Origin of the sequence: Klebsiella sp. 141240, from assembly GCF_050600805.1 — a bacterium.
Lineage (GTDB): Bacteria > Pseudomonadota > Gammaproteobacteria > Enterobacterales > Enterobacteriaceae > Klebsiella > Klebsiella aerogenes.
Window position 1 is genome coordinate 57,086 of the sequence record NZ_JAQIRK010000007.1, and the last position, 13,925, is coordinate 71,010.

Below are 13,925 nucleotides of genomic sequence, written 5' to 3' on the forward strand. Positions count from 1 at the left end.
GCCATGACCGACAATAAATTAAGCGTTATCGATCTGCATAAACGTTACGGCGAGCACGAGGTGCTGAAAGGCGTCTCGCTGAAAGCGAAGGCCGGAGACGTGATTAGTATTATCGGCTCATCGGGTTCTGGTAAAAGTACCTTCCTGCGCTGCATTAACTTTCTGGAGAAGCCAAGCGAAGGAACGATTATCGTCAACGGGCAGAATATTGGCCTGGTGCGCGATAAAGACGGCCAGTTGAAGGTAGCGGATAAAAACCAGCTGCGTCTGCTGCGCACGCGACTGACGATGGTGTTCCAGCACTTCAACCTGTGGAGCCACATGACGGTACTGGAAAACGTCATGGAGGCGCCGATTCAGGTGCTCGGCCTTAACAAACAGGAAGCGCGCGAGCGGGCGGTGAAGTATCTGGCGAAAGTCGGCATCGATGAACGCCAGCAGATCAAATATCCGGTACATCTTTCCGGCGGTCAGCAGCAGCGCGTGTCCATCGCGCGGGCGCTGGCGATGGAGCCGGACGTACTGCTGTTTGATGAACCGACATCGGCACTGGATCCGGAACTGGTGGGCGAAGTGTTGCGTATTATGCAAAAACTGGCGGAAGAGGGGAAAACCATGGTGGTCGTCACCCACGAAATGGGCTTTGCCCGCCACGTCTCTTCACACGTGATTTTCCTCCATCAGGGAAGAATCGAAGAAGAGGGGCATCCCGACGAGCTATTCGGCAACCCGAAAAGCCAGCGCCTGCAGCAGTTCCTTAAAGGTTCACTGAAGTAATCGCTCATTCCCGGCGGGTTTGCTCGCCGGGAATGACTTAACGCTCCAGCCGGTAGATCCAATCATCGTAATCCACGCCGTTGAGGTGGTAAGCATTTTCCAGCACCTGAATGCGTACAAAACCGTGCTTTTCCAGCAGCCGGGACGATCCCAAATTATTGCCAAGCACCCAGGCATTAATGGCGTGGATGCCAAGGGTGGTAAAGCCGTAATCACAAATCGCGCGCAGCGCTTCGCTGGCGTAGCCCTGACCCTGCGCTTGCGGCAGTAGCGCGTAGCCGACGTCGGCCTCGTGCGGATTTTTCGCGCTGATGCGCAGACCAATATCCCCCAGCGGCGTGCCGGCAGAATCGCGCAACACAAAGACGCCGGCATCTTCGCAGCGGCATTCAAACACGCTGTGTAGCGCCGTTTCGCTTAACACCTCACCCATGTAACGCATGACGTCAGGGTCCTGACGCAGACGCAGAAAAAAGGGCCAATCGGCCGGAGTGAAGCGGGAAAGCAACAGGCGGGGCGTTGTTATCGTAGTCATAAAGCAATTAATCAGCTAAAACGAAAGCCTACTTTACCACCATGCTGTGCCGGGTAACATGCTCGCCCTCGCGGATCAGCCTGCGGGTGGCGTGGCGCTCAGACTTTGCAGGTAGCGCTGCACGCGGTGATTTTCCGGTGAACGGCGAAGCTGTAGCGCCAGGTTGAGGCTATCCAGCAGTTGGGCGTTAGCTACCATCGGCGAATCGGCGGCGATGCGCTTTTCCGCGACTAACCATTCAACGACCGATTTCCAGCGCCAGAGAGGGGAATTGCCCTTCACGCGCTGTACGGGGCCGGGAAACCGCCCGCTGCCGCGAGCGCCCTCTTTTAATAGAGCGATCGCCTGGCGGGAGACGCCGATAAGTTCGGCGATATCGCTCAGCCCGACCAGTGTCGAATCGATGGACTCCACGCGGATACTTGGCAGCGCGGCGGTTTCTACATCGCGGATGGCGGACAGCGCCGCCTGCTCCAGCGATTGGCCCTCGCGATCGAACTCGAGGTAGACCGCAGTACCGTAAAAGCAGACCAGCGCGTCGCTACAGCCTGCGGCAAAGAGCGCATCTTCCAGTCCGGGCGTTTGATTGGTGACGCCGGACAGCGTCAGCGTAAAATTAAATATCGGCATCGTTTAGCGTTCCTTATGCGTGATGCGCCCGGTAGCCTGGATGGGACACCGTTCGACCATTCTGATTATTTGCCGGGCGTGGTTTTCAGGGACGGCGGGCGTCGACCAAATGCTCATCATATATTCACGGTGTTCAGCCACGCCGCAGACGAGACGCCCAAAGCAATGAGCGCTTTTACCTGCAGGCAGCAATATCCACCCCCGCGCCAGCGCCGTAGCAATCGCCTTCCTGATATGTTTGTCCGGATGTTCCTTCATCGTCAAATCCTGCTCACAATAAAAAGGGTGTTGACGGCTGTCAACGTTTTTTGAGGGTATATTCCTCGTCAGGACGTTATGGCAGGAGAAGAATTTTGCGGTTGGAATGCGCTTCACAAGAAGCGTAGCAAGGAGGACGAGGAACTAACGATTTGCGAGGCGGCTTCCGCCCAAGGGAAGAAAACGGGGAGCCGTTGCTCCCCGTTTATCTACCTAGCCCAACACATCGTTCAGCGCCTCTTCCAGATCGTACCAGCGAAAGCTAAAGCCAGCGGCTTCCAGACGTTTTGGCAGCGCGCGCTGGCCGCCGAGCACCAGTACCGAGGATTCCCCCATTAGCAGGCGAATGGCGGCGGCGGGAACGCGGAAAATCGCCGGGCGATTGAGCGCGTGGCCGAGAGCGTGGGCAAACTGTTCGTTACGCACGGGATAGGGCGAGACCATATTGAACGGGCCGCGCAGATCGTTATCCAGCAGCCACAGAATACCGTTCACCATATCATCGATATGGATCCACGCCAGATACTGGCGACCGTCGCCGATAGGTCCGCCCAGGCCAAGCTTAAACGCGGGCGTCATTTTGGCCAGGATCCCGCCGCGCGGCGCTAAGACGACGCCGGTGCGCAACAGGCACACGCGCGTGCGATCGCTTTGCGCCTCACAGGCGATTTGCTCCCAGCGGGCGCAAAGTTTATGGGTAAATTCGTTGTGCGGTGGCTCTTCCTCGGTCACCACGACTTCACCGAGATCGCCGTAATAGCCGGTAGCGGAACCGCTAATCAGCACGGAAGGTGGTGTTTCGCTGGTTTTAAATAACGCGACCAGTTGCCGGGTGATGTCCCAGCGGCTGTGACACAGGCGCTCTTTTTGCTCCGCCGTCCAGCGCTTATCGGCGATCGGTTCACCGGCAAGGTTAATGACGGCGTCAAAGCCATCGAGGTTGTTTTGCCCCTCGAAACCGCGCCACAGCGTGACACGGGGATCGAGACGGGCTTTCGCGCGTTCAGGAGTGCGGGTGGAAACCGTGAGCTGGTGCCCAAGTTCCAGCAGCCTGGGAATAAGATGCCGACCAATGAGCCCGGTACCGCCAGTGAGCAGGATTTTCATACCGCCTCCCTAACAAACGTTTTAGCGCCGCCAGCTCATGGTCATTGATACTGAGTCGGCATAGCGCAGCGCGTGAAGTTTATCGATCTCTACTTCAGCATAAGTGACCCAGTGATGTTCGCATGCGATATTGAGCACATCCTGGGTTAATTTTTCCAGCAGCGAGAAGCGGTTATTCTCGATATGGCTGATGATGCGCTTAGTAATGGTGCGATAGTTCAGGGCATCATTGATGTCTTCGCTGTCGCGAGCCTTATCGGCCGGATAGTGAATCACCACATTCACCAATACATCCTGTCGGTTGGCGATCTCTTCCTCTTTGATTCCAATAAAAGTACGCAGGCGCAGGTTCTTAATACGAATAATGGCGTCTGGCTGAGACATTGCAGGCTTCCTCCGTGTAGTAATTTCCGCAATCATACATGAAAGCACGCCCTGCGAGCAGGGGATTAATAATGTTGCGTTTTGAGTAGCGCTTGTTGCGTTGCCGGGCGCTGGCGGATGCGTTCAAACCAGTTATGCACCGCCGGGAACTGGCTAAGATCGATGCGTTGGCGCTGGTGGGCATTAATCCATGGCCAGCAGGCGATATCGGCGATACTGTAGTGCTCGCCGCCCAACCATGGACTGGCTTCAAGACGCCGGTTCATTACGCCATAGAGGCGCTGGCTTTCGACCTGATAGCGTTCAATGGCGTAGGGAACAGCCTGAGGCGCGTGATGATTAAAGTGGTGGTTTTGCCCAAGCATCGGCCCCAAGCCTGCAACCTGCCAGAATAGCCATTGCAGGGTGGTATGCCGTTCGCGCAGCTCGCCGCTCAGTAATTTTCCCGATTTTTCCGCCAGATAGAGCAGGATCTCTCCGGACTCAAACAGGCTTAACGGCGCGCCGCCGTCGACCGGAACGTGGTCAACGATCGCCGGGATCTTATTATTTGGCGAGATAGCCAGAAACTGCGGGCGAAACTGTTCACCTTTGCCGATATCGACGCGTATCAGGCGATAGGCCAGCTGCGCCTCTTCCAGAAAAAGGATGATTTTGTGGCCGTTGGGGGTGGGTGCATAGTAAAGATCGATCATGAGGTCTCCCGCCATCGAAGGTCGCAAACGTTTCGAGTATAGGCGACCTGCGCCATCGCGGGGCAAAGATTATATTGCGAAATCCTCATGCGGCTGCCAGTGACATCTTATAGCAGACCAGCTATGTTGATTTATCTCCCCCTGGCTTCATTGAGGATGTCATGAATCAGCCTGTTATTACCCTGTGGTCCGATGCCGATTTTTTCTCCCCCTATGTGATGTCCGTGTATGTGGCGCTGCAGGAAAAAAGCCTGCCGTTCACCCTTAAAACCGTCAATCTCGACAGCGGCGAGCATCTGCAGCCGGGCTGGAAGGGCTACTCCGCGACACGGCGCGTGCCGCTGCTGGAAGTGGATAATTTTTCGCTAAGCGAATCCTCGGCCATTACCGAATACCTTGACGAACGCTTTGCGCCGCCGGAGTGGGAGCGCTTGTATCCGCACGACCTGCAAAAACGCGCGCGGGCGCGGCAGGTGCAGGCCTGGCTGCGAAGCGATCTGATGCCCATACGCGAAGAACGTTCTACCGACGTGGTGTTTGGCGGCGCGAAGAAGCCCGCGCTTAGCGCCGCGGGGCAAACCAGCGCGGCTAAACTCTTTGCGACCGCCGGCGCGCTTTTGGCGCATGGCGGGCAGAATCTGTTTGGCGAATGGTGTATTGCCGATGCCGATCTTGCGCTGATGCTAAACCGTCTGGTGCTGAACGGCGACGAGGTGCCGGAAGCGCTGGCGGACTACGCGACCTTCCAGTGGCAGCGGGCGTCTGTTCAGCGTTATGCCGCACTGTCGGCTAAACGTAGCGGCTGATAAGCGCAGGCAGTTCCGTTATCATAGACAGACCGTATTGTCTGGTAAGGGGTTGATATGAAACTGATGTTCGCATCCGATATTCACGGTTCGCTGCCTGCGACCGAACGCGTTCTGGAACGCTTCGCGCAGAGCGGGGCGCAGTGGCTGGTTATCCTCGGCGATGTGCTCAATCACGGGCCGCGCAACGCGCTGCCGGAAGGGTATGCGCCGGCGCAGGTCGCCGAGCGGCTGAACAGCGTCGCGCAGCGGATTATCGCCGTCCGCGGTAACTGTGATAGCGAAGTCGATCAAATGCTGCTGCATTTCCCCATTACCGCCCCCTGGCAGCAGGTGCTTAGCGAACGCTACCGCCTGTTTCTGACCCACGGTCATCTCTATAGTCCAGATAATTTGCCGCCGCTCGCCGCTGGCGATGTACTGGCTTATGGTCATACTCATATTCCGGTTGCCGAGAAACGCGGCGATATTTTCCTCTTCAATCCTGGCTCTGTGAGCATCCCGAAAGGCGGCTTTGCCGCCAGCTACGGCATGCTGGAAGATGATCGGCTGCAGGTTTTCGCACTCAAAGATAATCAGGTTATTGCAGAGGCCGCGATTTACCCGTAATTTACCCCTCAATCGTAAAGACGCGCCGCGAGAGCGCTTAAAAGTAAGGTTTCCTGATGGCGGAACAGAAGCATTTGGCAAGCACAGAATGGGTCGATATTGTTAATGAAAACAATGAGGTGATAGCACAGTCCAGCCGCGAGCAAATGCGCGCGCAGTGTCTGCGCCACCGCGCGACCTATATTGTGGTTCATGATGGGATGGGCAAAATTCTGGTGCAGCGCCGTACCGAGAGCAAAGATTTCATGCCGGGTATGCTGGATGCGACCGCCGGCGGCGTGGTGCAGGCGGATGAACAGCTGCTGGACTCGGCGCGCCGCGAAGCGGAAGAAGAGCTGGGGATTGCGGGCGTGCCTTTTGCCGATCATGGCCAATTCTATTACGAAGATAAACACTGCCGCGTCTGGGGCAGCCTGTTTAGCTGTGTTTCTCATGGCCCGTTCGCCCTGCAGGAAGAAGAGGTTAGCGAAGTATGCTGGCTGACGCCGGAAGAGATCACCGCGCGCTGCGATGAGTTCACCGCCGATTCACTGAAAGCGCTGGCGCTGTGGATGACCCGTAACGCGGGCAATACCGGCCACGATCGCGACGAGCAGGAAGAAGACGAAGCGTAATTTCCTTTACGCGTTAGCGTCATAAAAAAGGCAGCCATTTGGCTGCCTTTTTTGTCTCAGCGGGAGATTATTTCTGCTGCTGAGAAGACTGAATCGCCGTCAGTGCGATGGTGTAGACGATATCGTCTACCAGCGCGCCGCGGGACAGGTCGTTTACCGGCTTACGCATACCCTGCAGCATCGGCCCGATGGAGATCAGGTCAGCGGAACGCTGTACGGCTTTGTAAGTGGTGTTACCGGTGTTCAGATCCGGGAAGATGAACACGGTTGCGCGGCCAGCTACCGGAGAGTTCGGCGCTTTGGACTTCGCTACGTCGGCCATTACCGCGGCATCATACTGCAGCGGACCGTCGATCATCAGGTCAGGACGTTTTTCCTGCGCCAGACGAGTTGCTTCGCGTACTTTTTCTACATCGCTACCTGCGCCGGAGGTGCCGGTGGAGTAGGAGAGCATCGCCACGCGCGGTTCGATACCAAAGGCAATCGCGGAATCAGCGGACTGAATTGCGATTTCCGCCAGCTGTTCTGCCGTCGGATCCGGGTTGATCGCGCAGTCGCCGTAAACGTAAACCTGTTCCGGCAGCAGCATGAAGAATACGGAAGAGACCAGCGAGCTGCCCGGCGCCGTTTTGATAAGCTGCAGCGGCGGACGGATGGTATTGGCGGTGGTGTGAACCGCGCCGGATACCAGGCCGTCGACTTCGTCTTGTTCCAGCATCAGGGTGCCAAGAACCACGTTATCTTCCAGCTGCTCGCGCGCAACCGCTTCGGTCATGCCTTTGTTCTTACGCAGTTCGACCAGACGCGCCACGTAGCTTTCGCGTACCACTTCCGGATCGACGATTTCAATGCCTGCGCCCAGCTCTACGCCCTGAGAGGCCGCAACGCGGTTGATCTCATCCGGGTTGCCCAGCAGCACGCAGGTGGCAATACCGCGCTCGGCACAGATGGCCGCCGCTTTAACGGTACGCGGTTCGTCGCCTTCCGGCAGAACGACGCGTTTGCCCGCTTTACGCGCCAGCTCGGTCAGCTGGTAGCGGAAGGCTGGCGGAGACAGACGACGGCTGCGCTCGGAGGTCGCGGTCAGCGATTCGATCCAGTCGGCGTTGATATAGTTGGCAACGTATTCCTGAACTTTCTCGATGCGCTCGTGATCGTCAACCGGTACTTCCAGGTTGAAGCTCTGCAGGCTCAGAGAGGTCTGCCAGGTGTTGGTGTTAACCATGAATACCGGCAGGCCGGTGGCGAAAGCACGTTCGCACAGTTTGCTGATGCGCGCGTCCATTTCATAGCCGCCGGTCAGCAGGATGGCGCCGATTTCTACGCCATTCATCGCCGCCAGGCAGGCAGCGACCAGTACGTCTGGACGGTCTGCGGAAGTCACCAGCAGAGAACCCGGACGGAAGTGCTCCAGCATGTGCGGAATGCTGCGCGCGCAGAAGGTTACGGACTTCACGCGGCGAGTATTGATGTCGCCTTCGTTGATCACGGTCGCATTCAGGTGATGCGCCATGTCGATAGCGCGCGTGGCGATCAGATCGAAGCTCCATGGCACCGCGCCCAGCACCGGCAGCGGGCTGCCGTTCTGCAGCTGCGCCGGGTCGATCTTCACGACTTTCGCTTTAGACGAGTCGTCGAAGATTTCGGACAGGTCAGGGCGGGTACGGCCTTGTTCATCAACCGGAGCATTCAATTTGTTAACGATAACGCCAGTGATGCTGGTGTTTTTCGCGCCGCCGAAGCTGTTGCGAGTCAGTTCAATACGCTCGTTCAGCTGTTCTGGGGTATCGGTGCCCTGAGACATCACGAAGACGATTTCCGCGTTAAGCGTTTTTGCGATTTCGTAGTTCAGAGACTGAGCGAACTGGTGTTTACGGGTCGGGACCAGGCCTTCAACCAGCACCACTTCAGCATCCTGAGTGTTGGCATGGTAGTTGGCGATGATCTCTTCCATCAGCACGTCTTTCTGGTTGCTGGACAGCAGCGACTCAACGTGGCTCATGTTCATCGGCTCAGCGGCAGTCGTCGTTGAAGAGCTGGCGCGAACGATGGTGGTAGTCTGGTCTGGAGTATCGCCACCGGAACGCGGCTGGGCGATAGGTTTAAAGACGCTCAGGCGAACGCCTTTGCGTTCCATAGCGCGGATAACACCGAGGCTGACGCTGGTCAGGCCTACGCTGGTTCCGGTAGGGATCAGCATGATAGTACGGGACACGATATATCCTCTTTCGTTACCGCCAGTTTTAGGCGGGATACAAAACAGCACCGCCAGCTTACCGTTCATACTTCAAGTGGCAACTCGAAGCAGTCAGGGTTATCGCTGGCGGTGTGGAATTAAGCGGTCAGACGGTGTGCGTCTTGAGCGATCACCAGCTCTTCGTTGGTCGGGATAACCACGGCAGGGCGGGTGCCTTCTTTGTTGATGAAGCCAGACTTGCCGAAACGGGCAGCCAGGTTACGCTCGTGATCAACTTCGAAGCCCAGAACGCCGAGTTTACCCAGGGACAGTTCACGAACCATCGCGGCGTTTTCACCGATACCACCGGTGAAGACAACGGCGTCCAGACGACCGTCCATCAGCGCAGTGTAAGAACCGATGTACTTCGCCAGGCGGTGACAGTAAACGTCCATTGCGCGCTTAGCGTCAGCTTTATCCGCGTAGTTGTCTTCAACGTAGCGGCAGTCGCTGGTGACTTCGGTCAGACCCAGCAGGCCGGACTCTTTGGTCAGCATTTTGTTGATAGCATCTACGCTCATACCCAGCGCGTCGTGCAGGTGGAAAATGATTGCCGGGTCGATATCGCCAGAGCGAGTACCCATCACCAGACCTTCCAGCGGGGTCAGACCCATGGAGGTATCAACGCATTTACCGTTACGGATAGCGGAAACGGAACCGCCGTTGCCGAGGTGGCAGGTGATGATGTTCAGTTCTTCAACCGGCTTGTTCAGAACCTTAGCGGCTTCCTGAGTCACATAGTAGTGGCTGGTGCCGTGCGCGCCGTAACGACGTACGCCGTGCTCTTTGTACAGGCTGTACGGCAGGGCATACAGGTAGGACTCTTCCGGCATGGTCTGATGGAACGCGGTGTCGAACACGGCAACGTTCTTGTCTTTCAGGTGCGGGAAGGATTTCAGCGCTTCAGCGATACCGATCAGATGCGCCGGGTTGTGCAGCGGTGCGAAGGAAGCGGAGTCTTTGATGCCCTGAATAACGGAATCGTCGATGACAACGGAACTGGTGTATTTTTCACCGCCGTGAACGATACGATGGCCAATTGCGGTCAGCTGTGCTGACAGTTCTGGTTTTTGTGCCAGAATAGTGTTAACGATAAAGTTCAGCGCTTCACTGTGAGCGGCGCCTGCGCCTAACTCAGCTTCGTGTTTGCCGCCGTCCATTTTCCATTTGATACGGGCTTCAGGAAGATGGAAACATTCGGCTAAACCGGAGAGATATTCGTCACCGTTAACGGCATCCAGGATAGCAAATTTCAGGGAAGAGCTACCGCAGTTCAGAACCAGTACTAACTTACTCGACATGGAAGTACCTTTTATGATACGTGGCTAAAAAAACATCAGTGTGTCACAAAGCGTAGCGCAGGATGACATCGACATTTATGATTAACATCATGCCTTGTTCTGTTTTCTGGCACGATGAGGGAAGTACATATGATTTTATGTCATTTTGCATAATTTTCCGCCAGCAGCAGAATATGCGATAATTTGACTAACCTGGTAAAAGGGTCTAACCGCCCTCTCAGGTGGGCACAGGATACCTGATTGCCGCATCCATTGCCAAAATCTTTTGAACGTTGTCATGCACAGTTGGTGTTTTGCACGAAAATTTTAAGTTTTATATGTAAAGTTGAGGTATAGCCATGTCGACCCCTGAGAATCGCCCCGTTAGCTTTTTTAGCTTGTTTCGTCGCGGGCAGCACTATGCGAAGACCTGGCCCCTCGATAAACGGCTGGCGCCGGTGTTTATCGAAAACCGCATTATTCGCGCCACTCGCTACGCGATTCGCATCATGCCGCCGGTTGCGGTCTTCACCTTATGCTGGCAGATAGCGCTCGGCGGGCAGCTCGGCCCGGCCGTCGCCACCGCGCTATTTGCCTTAAGCCTGCCGATGCAGGGGCTGTGGTGGTTGGGCAAGCGTTCCGTGACGCCATTACCGCCATCAATATTGAACTGGTTTTATGAAGTGCGCGGCAAATTACAAGAGGCCGGGCAGGCGTTAGCGCCGGTTGACGGCAAGCCGGATTACCAGGCGCTGGCTGACACGCTTAAGCGCGCCTTCAAACAACTGGATAAAACTTTCCTTGATGATTTGTAATTCCATACGGAAAACGCATATAAAAGAAGGCGCATGATTTATGCGCCTTCTTTATTTCACGCCGTAAGTGCTACAGGAGTCAAAAATGGAAATGACCAATGCGCAGCGTCTGATTTTGTCCAATCAGTACAAGATGATGACTATGCTCGACCCGGACAACGCCGAACGTTACCGCCGTCTACAGACCATCATCGAGCGTGGATATGGGCTGCAAATGCGCGAGCTGGACCGCGAATTTGGCCAACTGACGGAAGAAACCTGCCGGACTATTATCGATATCATGGAGATGTACCACGCGCTGCACGTCTCGTGGACCAACCTGAAGGATGCCTCCGCTATTGATGAACGCCGGGTCACCTTCCTTGGCTTTGATGTCGCCACAGAAGCCCGCTATCTCGGCTACGTGCGCTTTATGGTCAATGTAGAAGGGCGCTATAGCCACTTCGACGCAGGAACTCACGGCTTTAACTCGCAGACGCCGATGTGGGAAAAATACCAGCGTATGCTGGCCGCCTGGCACTCCTGCCCGCGCCAGTATCACTTGAGTAGCAACGAAATTAACCAAATTATTAATGCCTGATGGAGGTGCCCGTGCAGTGTAAAGGTTTCCTGTTCGATCTCGACGGGACGCTGGTGGATTCTTTGCCGGTAGTCGAGCGTTCATGGTGTAAATGGGGCGATCGTTTCGGCATTCCACACGATGAGATTCTCGGTTTCATTCACGGTAAACAGGCCATCACTTCGATTCGTCATTTTATGCCGGGGCGCAGCGAAGAGGATATTCAGGCCGAGTTCCGCTTTCTTGAGCAGATTGAAGCCACTGATATCGAAGGCATTGTCGCACTGCCGGGCGCGTTAAGCTTGCTGAATACGCTTAATGAAGCGGGGATCCCGTGGGCTATCGTGACTTCGGGTTCCATTCCGGTCGCTCACGCCCGCCACCGCGCGGCAGGTCTGCCGATGCCGAAAGTGTTTGTCACCGCCGAGCAGGTGAAGAAGGGGAAACCGGCGCCGGATGCCTATCTGCTCGGCGCTGAACTGCTGGGGATACCGGCGCAACAGTGCGCGGTGGTTGAAGATGCGCCGGCGGGGCTGCTTTCCGGGCTGGCTGCCGGATGCCGCACCATCGCCGTCAACGTTCCGGCGGATGCGCCGCGTCTTGATGAAGCCGAGCTGGTGCTGACAACCCTCGAAAGCTTGCGCATTGAGCGGCAGGCGGACGGCAATGTTCAGGTGAATCTTAAAGCATAATCTCATGATTTAGCCCCGCGTCGCCGGGGCTTTTTTATGCCACAATTCCGGCTCCCTCTTCAGACAAGGATAAGTTGTGAACGGTGAATTGATTTGGGTGTTATCGCTACTGGCCATCGCGGTTGTCTTGTTTGCAACCGGCAAGGTGCGCATGGATGCCATCGCGCTGATGATCATTGTTGCGTTTGTGCTTAGCGGTACGTTAACCCTCAGCGAGGCCTTCTCCGGCTTTAGCGATCCGAACGTTATTCTCATTGCTGCGCTATTTATCATTGGCGATGGCCTGGTGCGCACCGGCGTGGCGACTAAAATGGGCTCCTGGCTGGTCAAGGTTGCCGGCAATAGCGAAACCAAAATGCTGGTCTATCTGATGCTCACCGTTGCCGGGCTGGGCGCGTTTATGAGCTCAACCGGCGTCGTGGCGATATTTATTCCGGTGGTGCTCAGCGTCTCGTTGCGCATGAATACCTCGCCATCGCGGCTGATGATGCCGCTAAGCTTCGCCGGGCTGATTAGCGGCATGATGACCCTGGTGGCGACGCCGCCGAACCTGGTGGTCAACAGTGAACTGCTGCGCGAGGGGTTGCATGGATTCAGTTTCTTCAGCGTGACTCCGATTGGCCTGGTGGTGCTGGTGTTGGGTATCGTCTATATGCTGGTGATGCGCTTTATGCTGAAGAGCGAAGATGACAGCGCCGCTCGCGATGTGCGCAAGAAAAGCACCTTTCGTGATTTAATCAAAGAGTACCGCCTCACCGGTAGGGCGCGCCGGCTGGCGATTCGTCCGGGCTCGCCGATGATCGGCCAGCGGCTTGATGATTTAAAGCTGCGTGAACGCTACTGCGCCAACGTTATCGGCGTCGAACGCTGGCGGCGTTTTCGCCGGGTGATTGTCAACGTTAACGGGGTATCGGAGTTTCGCGCCCGCGACGTGTTGCTTATCGATATGTCGGCTTCCGATGTCGATCTGCGGCAGTTTTGCGGCGAACAGATGCTTGAGCCGATGGTGCTGCGTGGCGAATACTTTTCCGACCAGGCGCTGGACGTCGGCATGGCGGAAGTCTCATTAATCCCTGATTCAGAGCTTATTGGTAAAACGGTGCGCGAGATGGCCTTCCGTACCCGTTTCGGTCTGAATATCGTCGGCCTGAAGCGCGATGGCACAGCGCTCGACGGCGCGGTAGTCGATGAACCGCTGCAATTAGGCGACATTATGCTGGTGGTCGGCAACTGGCGGCAGATAGCCATGCTGGCAAAACGCGGCCGTGATTTTGTGGTGCTGAATATGCCGGTTGAGGTCAACGATGCGTCGCCCGCTCACAGCCAGGCGCCGCACGCCATATTCTGCCTGGTGTTGATGGTAGCGCTGATGCTTACCGATGAAATTCCCAACCCCATTGCCGCAATCATCGCCTGCCTGTTGATGGGCAAGTTTCGCTGCATCAATGCGGAGAGCGCCTACAAGGCGATTCACTGGCCGAGTATCATTTTGATCGTGGGGATGATGCCGTTTGCCCTGGCATTGCAGAAAACCGGCGGCGTGGATTTGGTGGTGCAGGGGTTAATGGACGTCGCCGGGAGCAAAGGCCCCTACTTGATGCTGGGTTGTCTGTTTGTGATGTGCGCGGCGATTGGTTTGTTTATCTCTAACACCGCGACGGCGGTGCTGATGGCGCCGATTGCTCTGGCGGCGGCGAAATCGATGGGGGTATCGCCGTATCCCTTCGCCATGGTGGTGGCGATGGCGGCTTCGGCGGCCTTCATGACCCCGGTCTCTTCACCGGTTAACACGCTGGTGCTCGGACCCGGTAAATATTCGTTCAGTGATTTTGTCAAAATCGGTGTGCCCTTCACCGTACTGGTGATGGTGGTCTGCGTGCTGCTGATCCCGGTACTCTTTCCGTTTTAATTCATTCAGGCCGGGCAGG

At 56.3% G+C, this 13,925-nt stretch carries 15 protein-coding genes and 1 pseudogene; 8 read left to right on the forward strand and 8 right to left on the reverse strand.

The features are described from left to right. Nucleotides 1-3 precede the first annotated feature (3 nt). On the forward strand, nt 4-777 hold the full coding sequence (hisP, locus tag PGQ95_RS14405; RefSeq protein WP_015365566.1) for a histidine ABC transporter ATP-binding protein HisP: 774 nt from the start codon (nt 4-6) through the stop codon (nt 775-777). Here the strand turns inward: hisP and PGQ95_RS14410 are convergent. The 6 genes and pseudogenes from PGQ95_RS14410 to yfcG all read right to left on the reverse strand — a co-directional run bounded on the left by PGQ95_RS14410 (nt 766) and on the right by yfcG (nt 4,386). After that, nucleotides 766-1,312 (reverse strand): annotated as a pseudogene (locus tag PGQ95_RS14410) (GNAT family N-acetyltransferase). The gene hisP and the pseudogene PGQ95_RS14410 overlap by 12 nt on opposite strands. Nucleotides 1,313-1,387: 75 nt before the next feature. Continuing rightward, nucleotides 1,388-1,942, reverse strand: coding sequence for a DNA-binding protein (locus tag PGQ95_RS14415; RefSeq protein ID WP_430918477.1), 555 nt, complete (start codon nt 1,940-1,942; stop codon nt 1,388-1,390). A gap of 3 nt (nt 1,943-1,945) precedes the next feature. Then, a complete protein-coding gene (locus tag PGQ95_RS14420) occupies nt 1,946-2,200 on the reverse strand; it encodes a hypothetical protein (protein ID WP_430918479.1) in 255 nt (84 codons plus the stop codon). A gap of 213 nt (nt 2,201-2,413) precedes the next feature. Beyond that, nucleotides 2,414-3,307 carry a TIGR01777 family oxidoreductase gene (locus PGQ95_RS14425; protein WP_430918481.1) on the reverse strand — a complete coding sequence of 298 codons (894 nt, stop codon included), beginning with the start codon at nt 3,305-3,307 and terminating at the stop codon, nt 2,414-2,416. Nucleotides 3,308-3,328: 21 nt separating this feature from the next. Beyond that, a complete protein-coding gene (gene folX, locus PGQ95_RS14430) occupies nt 3,329-3,691 on the reverse strand; it encodes a dihydroneopterin triphosphate 2'-epimerase (RefSeq protein WP_015365570.1) in 363 nt (120 codons plus the stop codon). A gap of 65 nt (nt 3,692-3,756) precedes the next feature. Beyond that, a complete protein-coding gene (gene yfcG / locus PGQ95_RS14435) occupies nt 3,757-4,386 on the reverse strand; it encodes a GSH-dependent disulfide bond oxidoreductase (RefSeq protein WP_087860104.1) in 630 nt (209 codons plus the stop codon). A 161-nt stretch (nt 4,387-4,547) separates the two neighbouring features. On the opposite strand from yfcG, the gene yfcF reads away from it, so the two are divergent. From yfcF to yfcD, 3 genes are read left to right on the forward strand one after another with little or no spacing between them, the layout of a single operon-like run. Then, the gene (gene yfcF, locus PGQ95_RS14440; RefSeq protein WP_015365572.1) at nt 4,548-5,192 is read left to right on the forward strand and encodes a glutathione transferase; all 645 of its coding nucleotides are present in this window, start codon (nt 4,548-4,550) and stop codon (nt 5,190-5,192) included. Between the two features lie 57 nt (nt 5,193-5,249). Next, the gene (gene yfcE / locus PGQ95_RS14445) at nt 5,250-5,801 is read left to right on the forward strand and encodes a phosphodiesterase (RefSeq protein ID WP_047043293.1); all 552 of its coding nucleotides are present in this window, start codon (nt 5,250-5,252) and stop codon (nt 5,799-5,801) included. A 56-nt stretch (nt 5,802-5,857) separates the two neighbouring features. Further along, on the forward strand, nt 5,858-6,415 hold the full coding sequence (gene yfcD, locus PGQ95_RS14450; protein WP_047066214.1) for an NUDIX hydrolase YfcD: 558 nt from the start codon (nt 5,858-5,860) through the stop codon (nt 6,413-6,415). Between the two features lie 67 nt (nt 6,416-6,482). Here the strand turns inward: yfcD and pta are convergent, their stop codons facing one another. Together pta and ackA are read right to left on the reverse strand one after the other, a co-directional pair. Further along, a complete protein-coding gene (gene pta, locus PGQ95_RS14455) occupies nt 6,483-8,630 on the reverse strand; it encodes a phosphate acetyltransferase (protein WP_026612251.1) in 2,148 nt (715 codons plus the stop codon). 119 nt (nt 8,631-8,749) lie between these two features. Further along, nucleotides 8,750-9,952 (reverse strand): acetate kinase, encoded by a 1,203-nt coding sequence (gene ackA / locus PGQ95_RS14460; protein WP_015365576.1) that lies wholly within the window; start codon nt 9,950-9,952, stop codon nt 8,750-8,752. Nucleotides 9,953-10,290: 338 nt separating this feature from the next. On the opposite strand from ackA, the gene yfbV reads away from it, so the two are divergent. From yfbV to PGQ95_RS14480, 4 genes are all read left to right on the forward strand, one after another. Then, a complete protein-coding gene (gene yfbV / locus PGQ95_RS14465) occupies nt 10,291-10,746 on the forward strand; it encodes a terminus macrodomain insulation protein YfbV (protein WP_015365578.1) in 456 nt (151 codons plus the stop codon). An 85-nt stretch (nt 10,747-10,831) separates the two neighbouring features. Further along, entirely contained in the window at nt 10,832-11,326 is a 495-nt protein-coding gene (locus PGQ95_RS14470) for a YfbU family protein (RefSeq protein ID WP_045391472.1), read from the forward strand. Between the two features lie 11 nt (nt 11,327-11,337). Next, entirely contained in the window at nt 11,338-11,997 is a 660-nt protein-coding gene (locus PGQ95_RS14475) for a sugar phosphatase (RefSeq protein WP_430918485.1), read from the forward strand. 76 nt (nt 11,998-12,073) lie between these two features. After that, nucleotides 12,074-13,906, forward strand: coding sequence for an SLC13 family permease (locus PGQ95_RS14480; RefSeq protein WP_113374320.1), 1,833 nt, complete (start codon nt 12,074-12,076; stop codon nt 13,904-13,906). The last annotated feature ends 19 nt before the right edge of the window (nt 13,907-13,925 follow it).

What these genes read in the sequence shown, in the direction of transcription:
- yfbV (WP_015365578.1), top strand. Translation starts at nt 10,291, where the DNA reads ATGTCGACCCCTGAGAATCGCCCCGTTAGCTTTTTTAGCTTGTTTCGT.
- PGQ95_RS14415 (WP_430918477.1), bottom strand. Translation starts at nt 1,942, where the DNA reads ATGCCGATATTTAATTTTACGCTGACGCTGTCCGGCGTCACCAATCAA.
- yfcD (WP_047066214.1), top strand. Translation starts at nt 5,858, where the DNA reads ATGGCGGAACAGAAGCATTTGGCAAGCACAGAATGGGTCGATATTGTT.
- folX (WP_015365570.1), bottom strand. Translation starts at nt 3,691, where the DNA reads ATGTCTCAGCCAGACGCCATTATTCGTATTAAGAACCTGCGCCTGCGT.
- ackA (WP_015365576.1), bottom strand. Translation starts at nt 9,952, where the DNA reads ATGTCGAGTAAGTTAGTACTGGTTCTGAACTGCGGTAGCTCTTCCCTG.
- hisP (WP_015365566.1), top strand. Translation starts at nt 4, where the DNA reads ATGACCGACAATAAATTAAGCGTTATCGATCTGCATAAACGTTACGGC.
- yfcE (WP_047043293.1), top strand. Translation starts at nt 5,250, where the DNA reads ATGAAACTGATGTTCGCATCCGATATTCACGGTTCGCTGCCTGCGACC.
- PGQ95_RS14425 (WP_430918481.1), bottom strand. Translation starts at nt 3,307, where the DNA reads ATGAAAATCCTGCTCACTGGCGGTACCGGGCTCATTGGTCGGCATCTT.
- PGQ95_RS14420 (WP_430918479.1), bottom strand. Translation starts at nt 2,200, where the DNA reads ATGAAGGAACATCCGGACAAACATATCAGGAAGGCGATTGCTACGGCG.
- PGQ95_RS14470 (WP_045391472.1), top strand. Translation starts at nt 10,832, where the DNA reads ATGGAAATGACCAATGCGCAGCGTCTGATTTTGTCCAATCAGTACAAG.
- yfcG (WP_087860104.1), bottom strand. Translation starts at nt 4,386, where the DNA reads ATGATCGATCTTTACTATGCACCCACCCCCAACGGCCACAAAATCATC.
- yfcF (WP_015365572.1), top strand. Translation starts at nt 4,548, where the DNA reads ATGAATCAGCCTGTTATTACCCTGTGGTCCGATGCCGATTTTTTCTCC.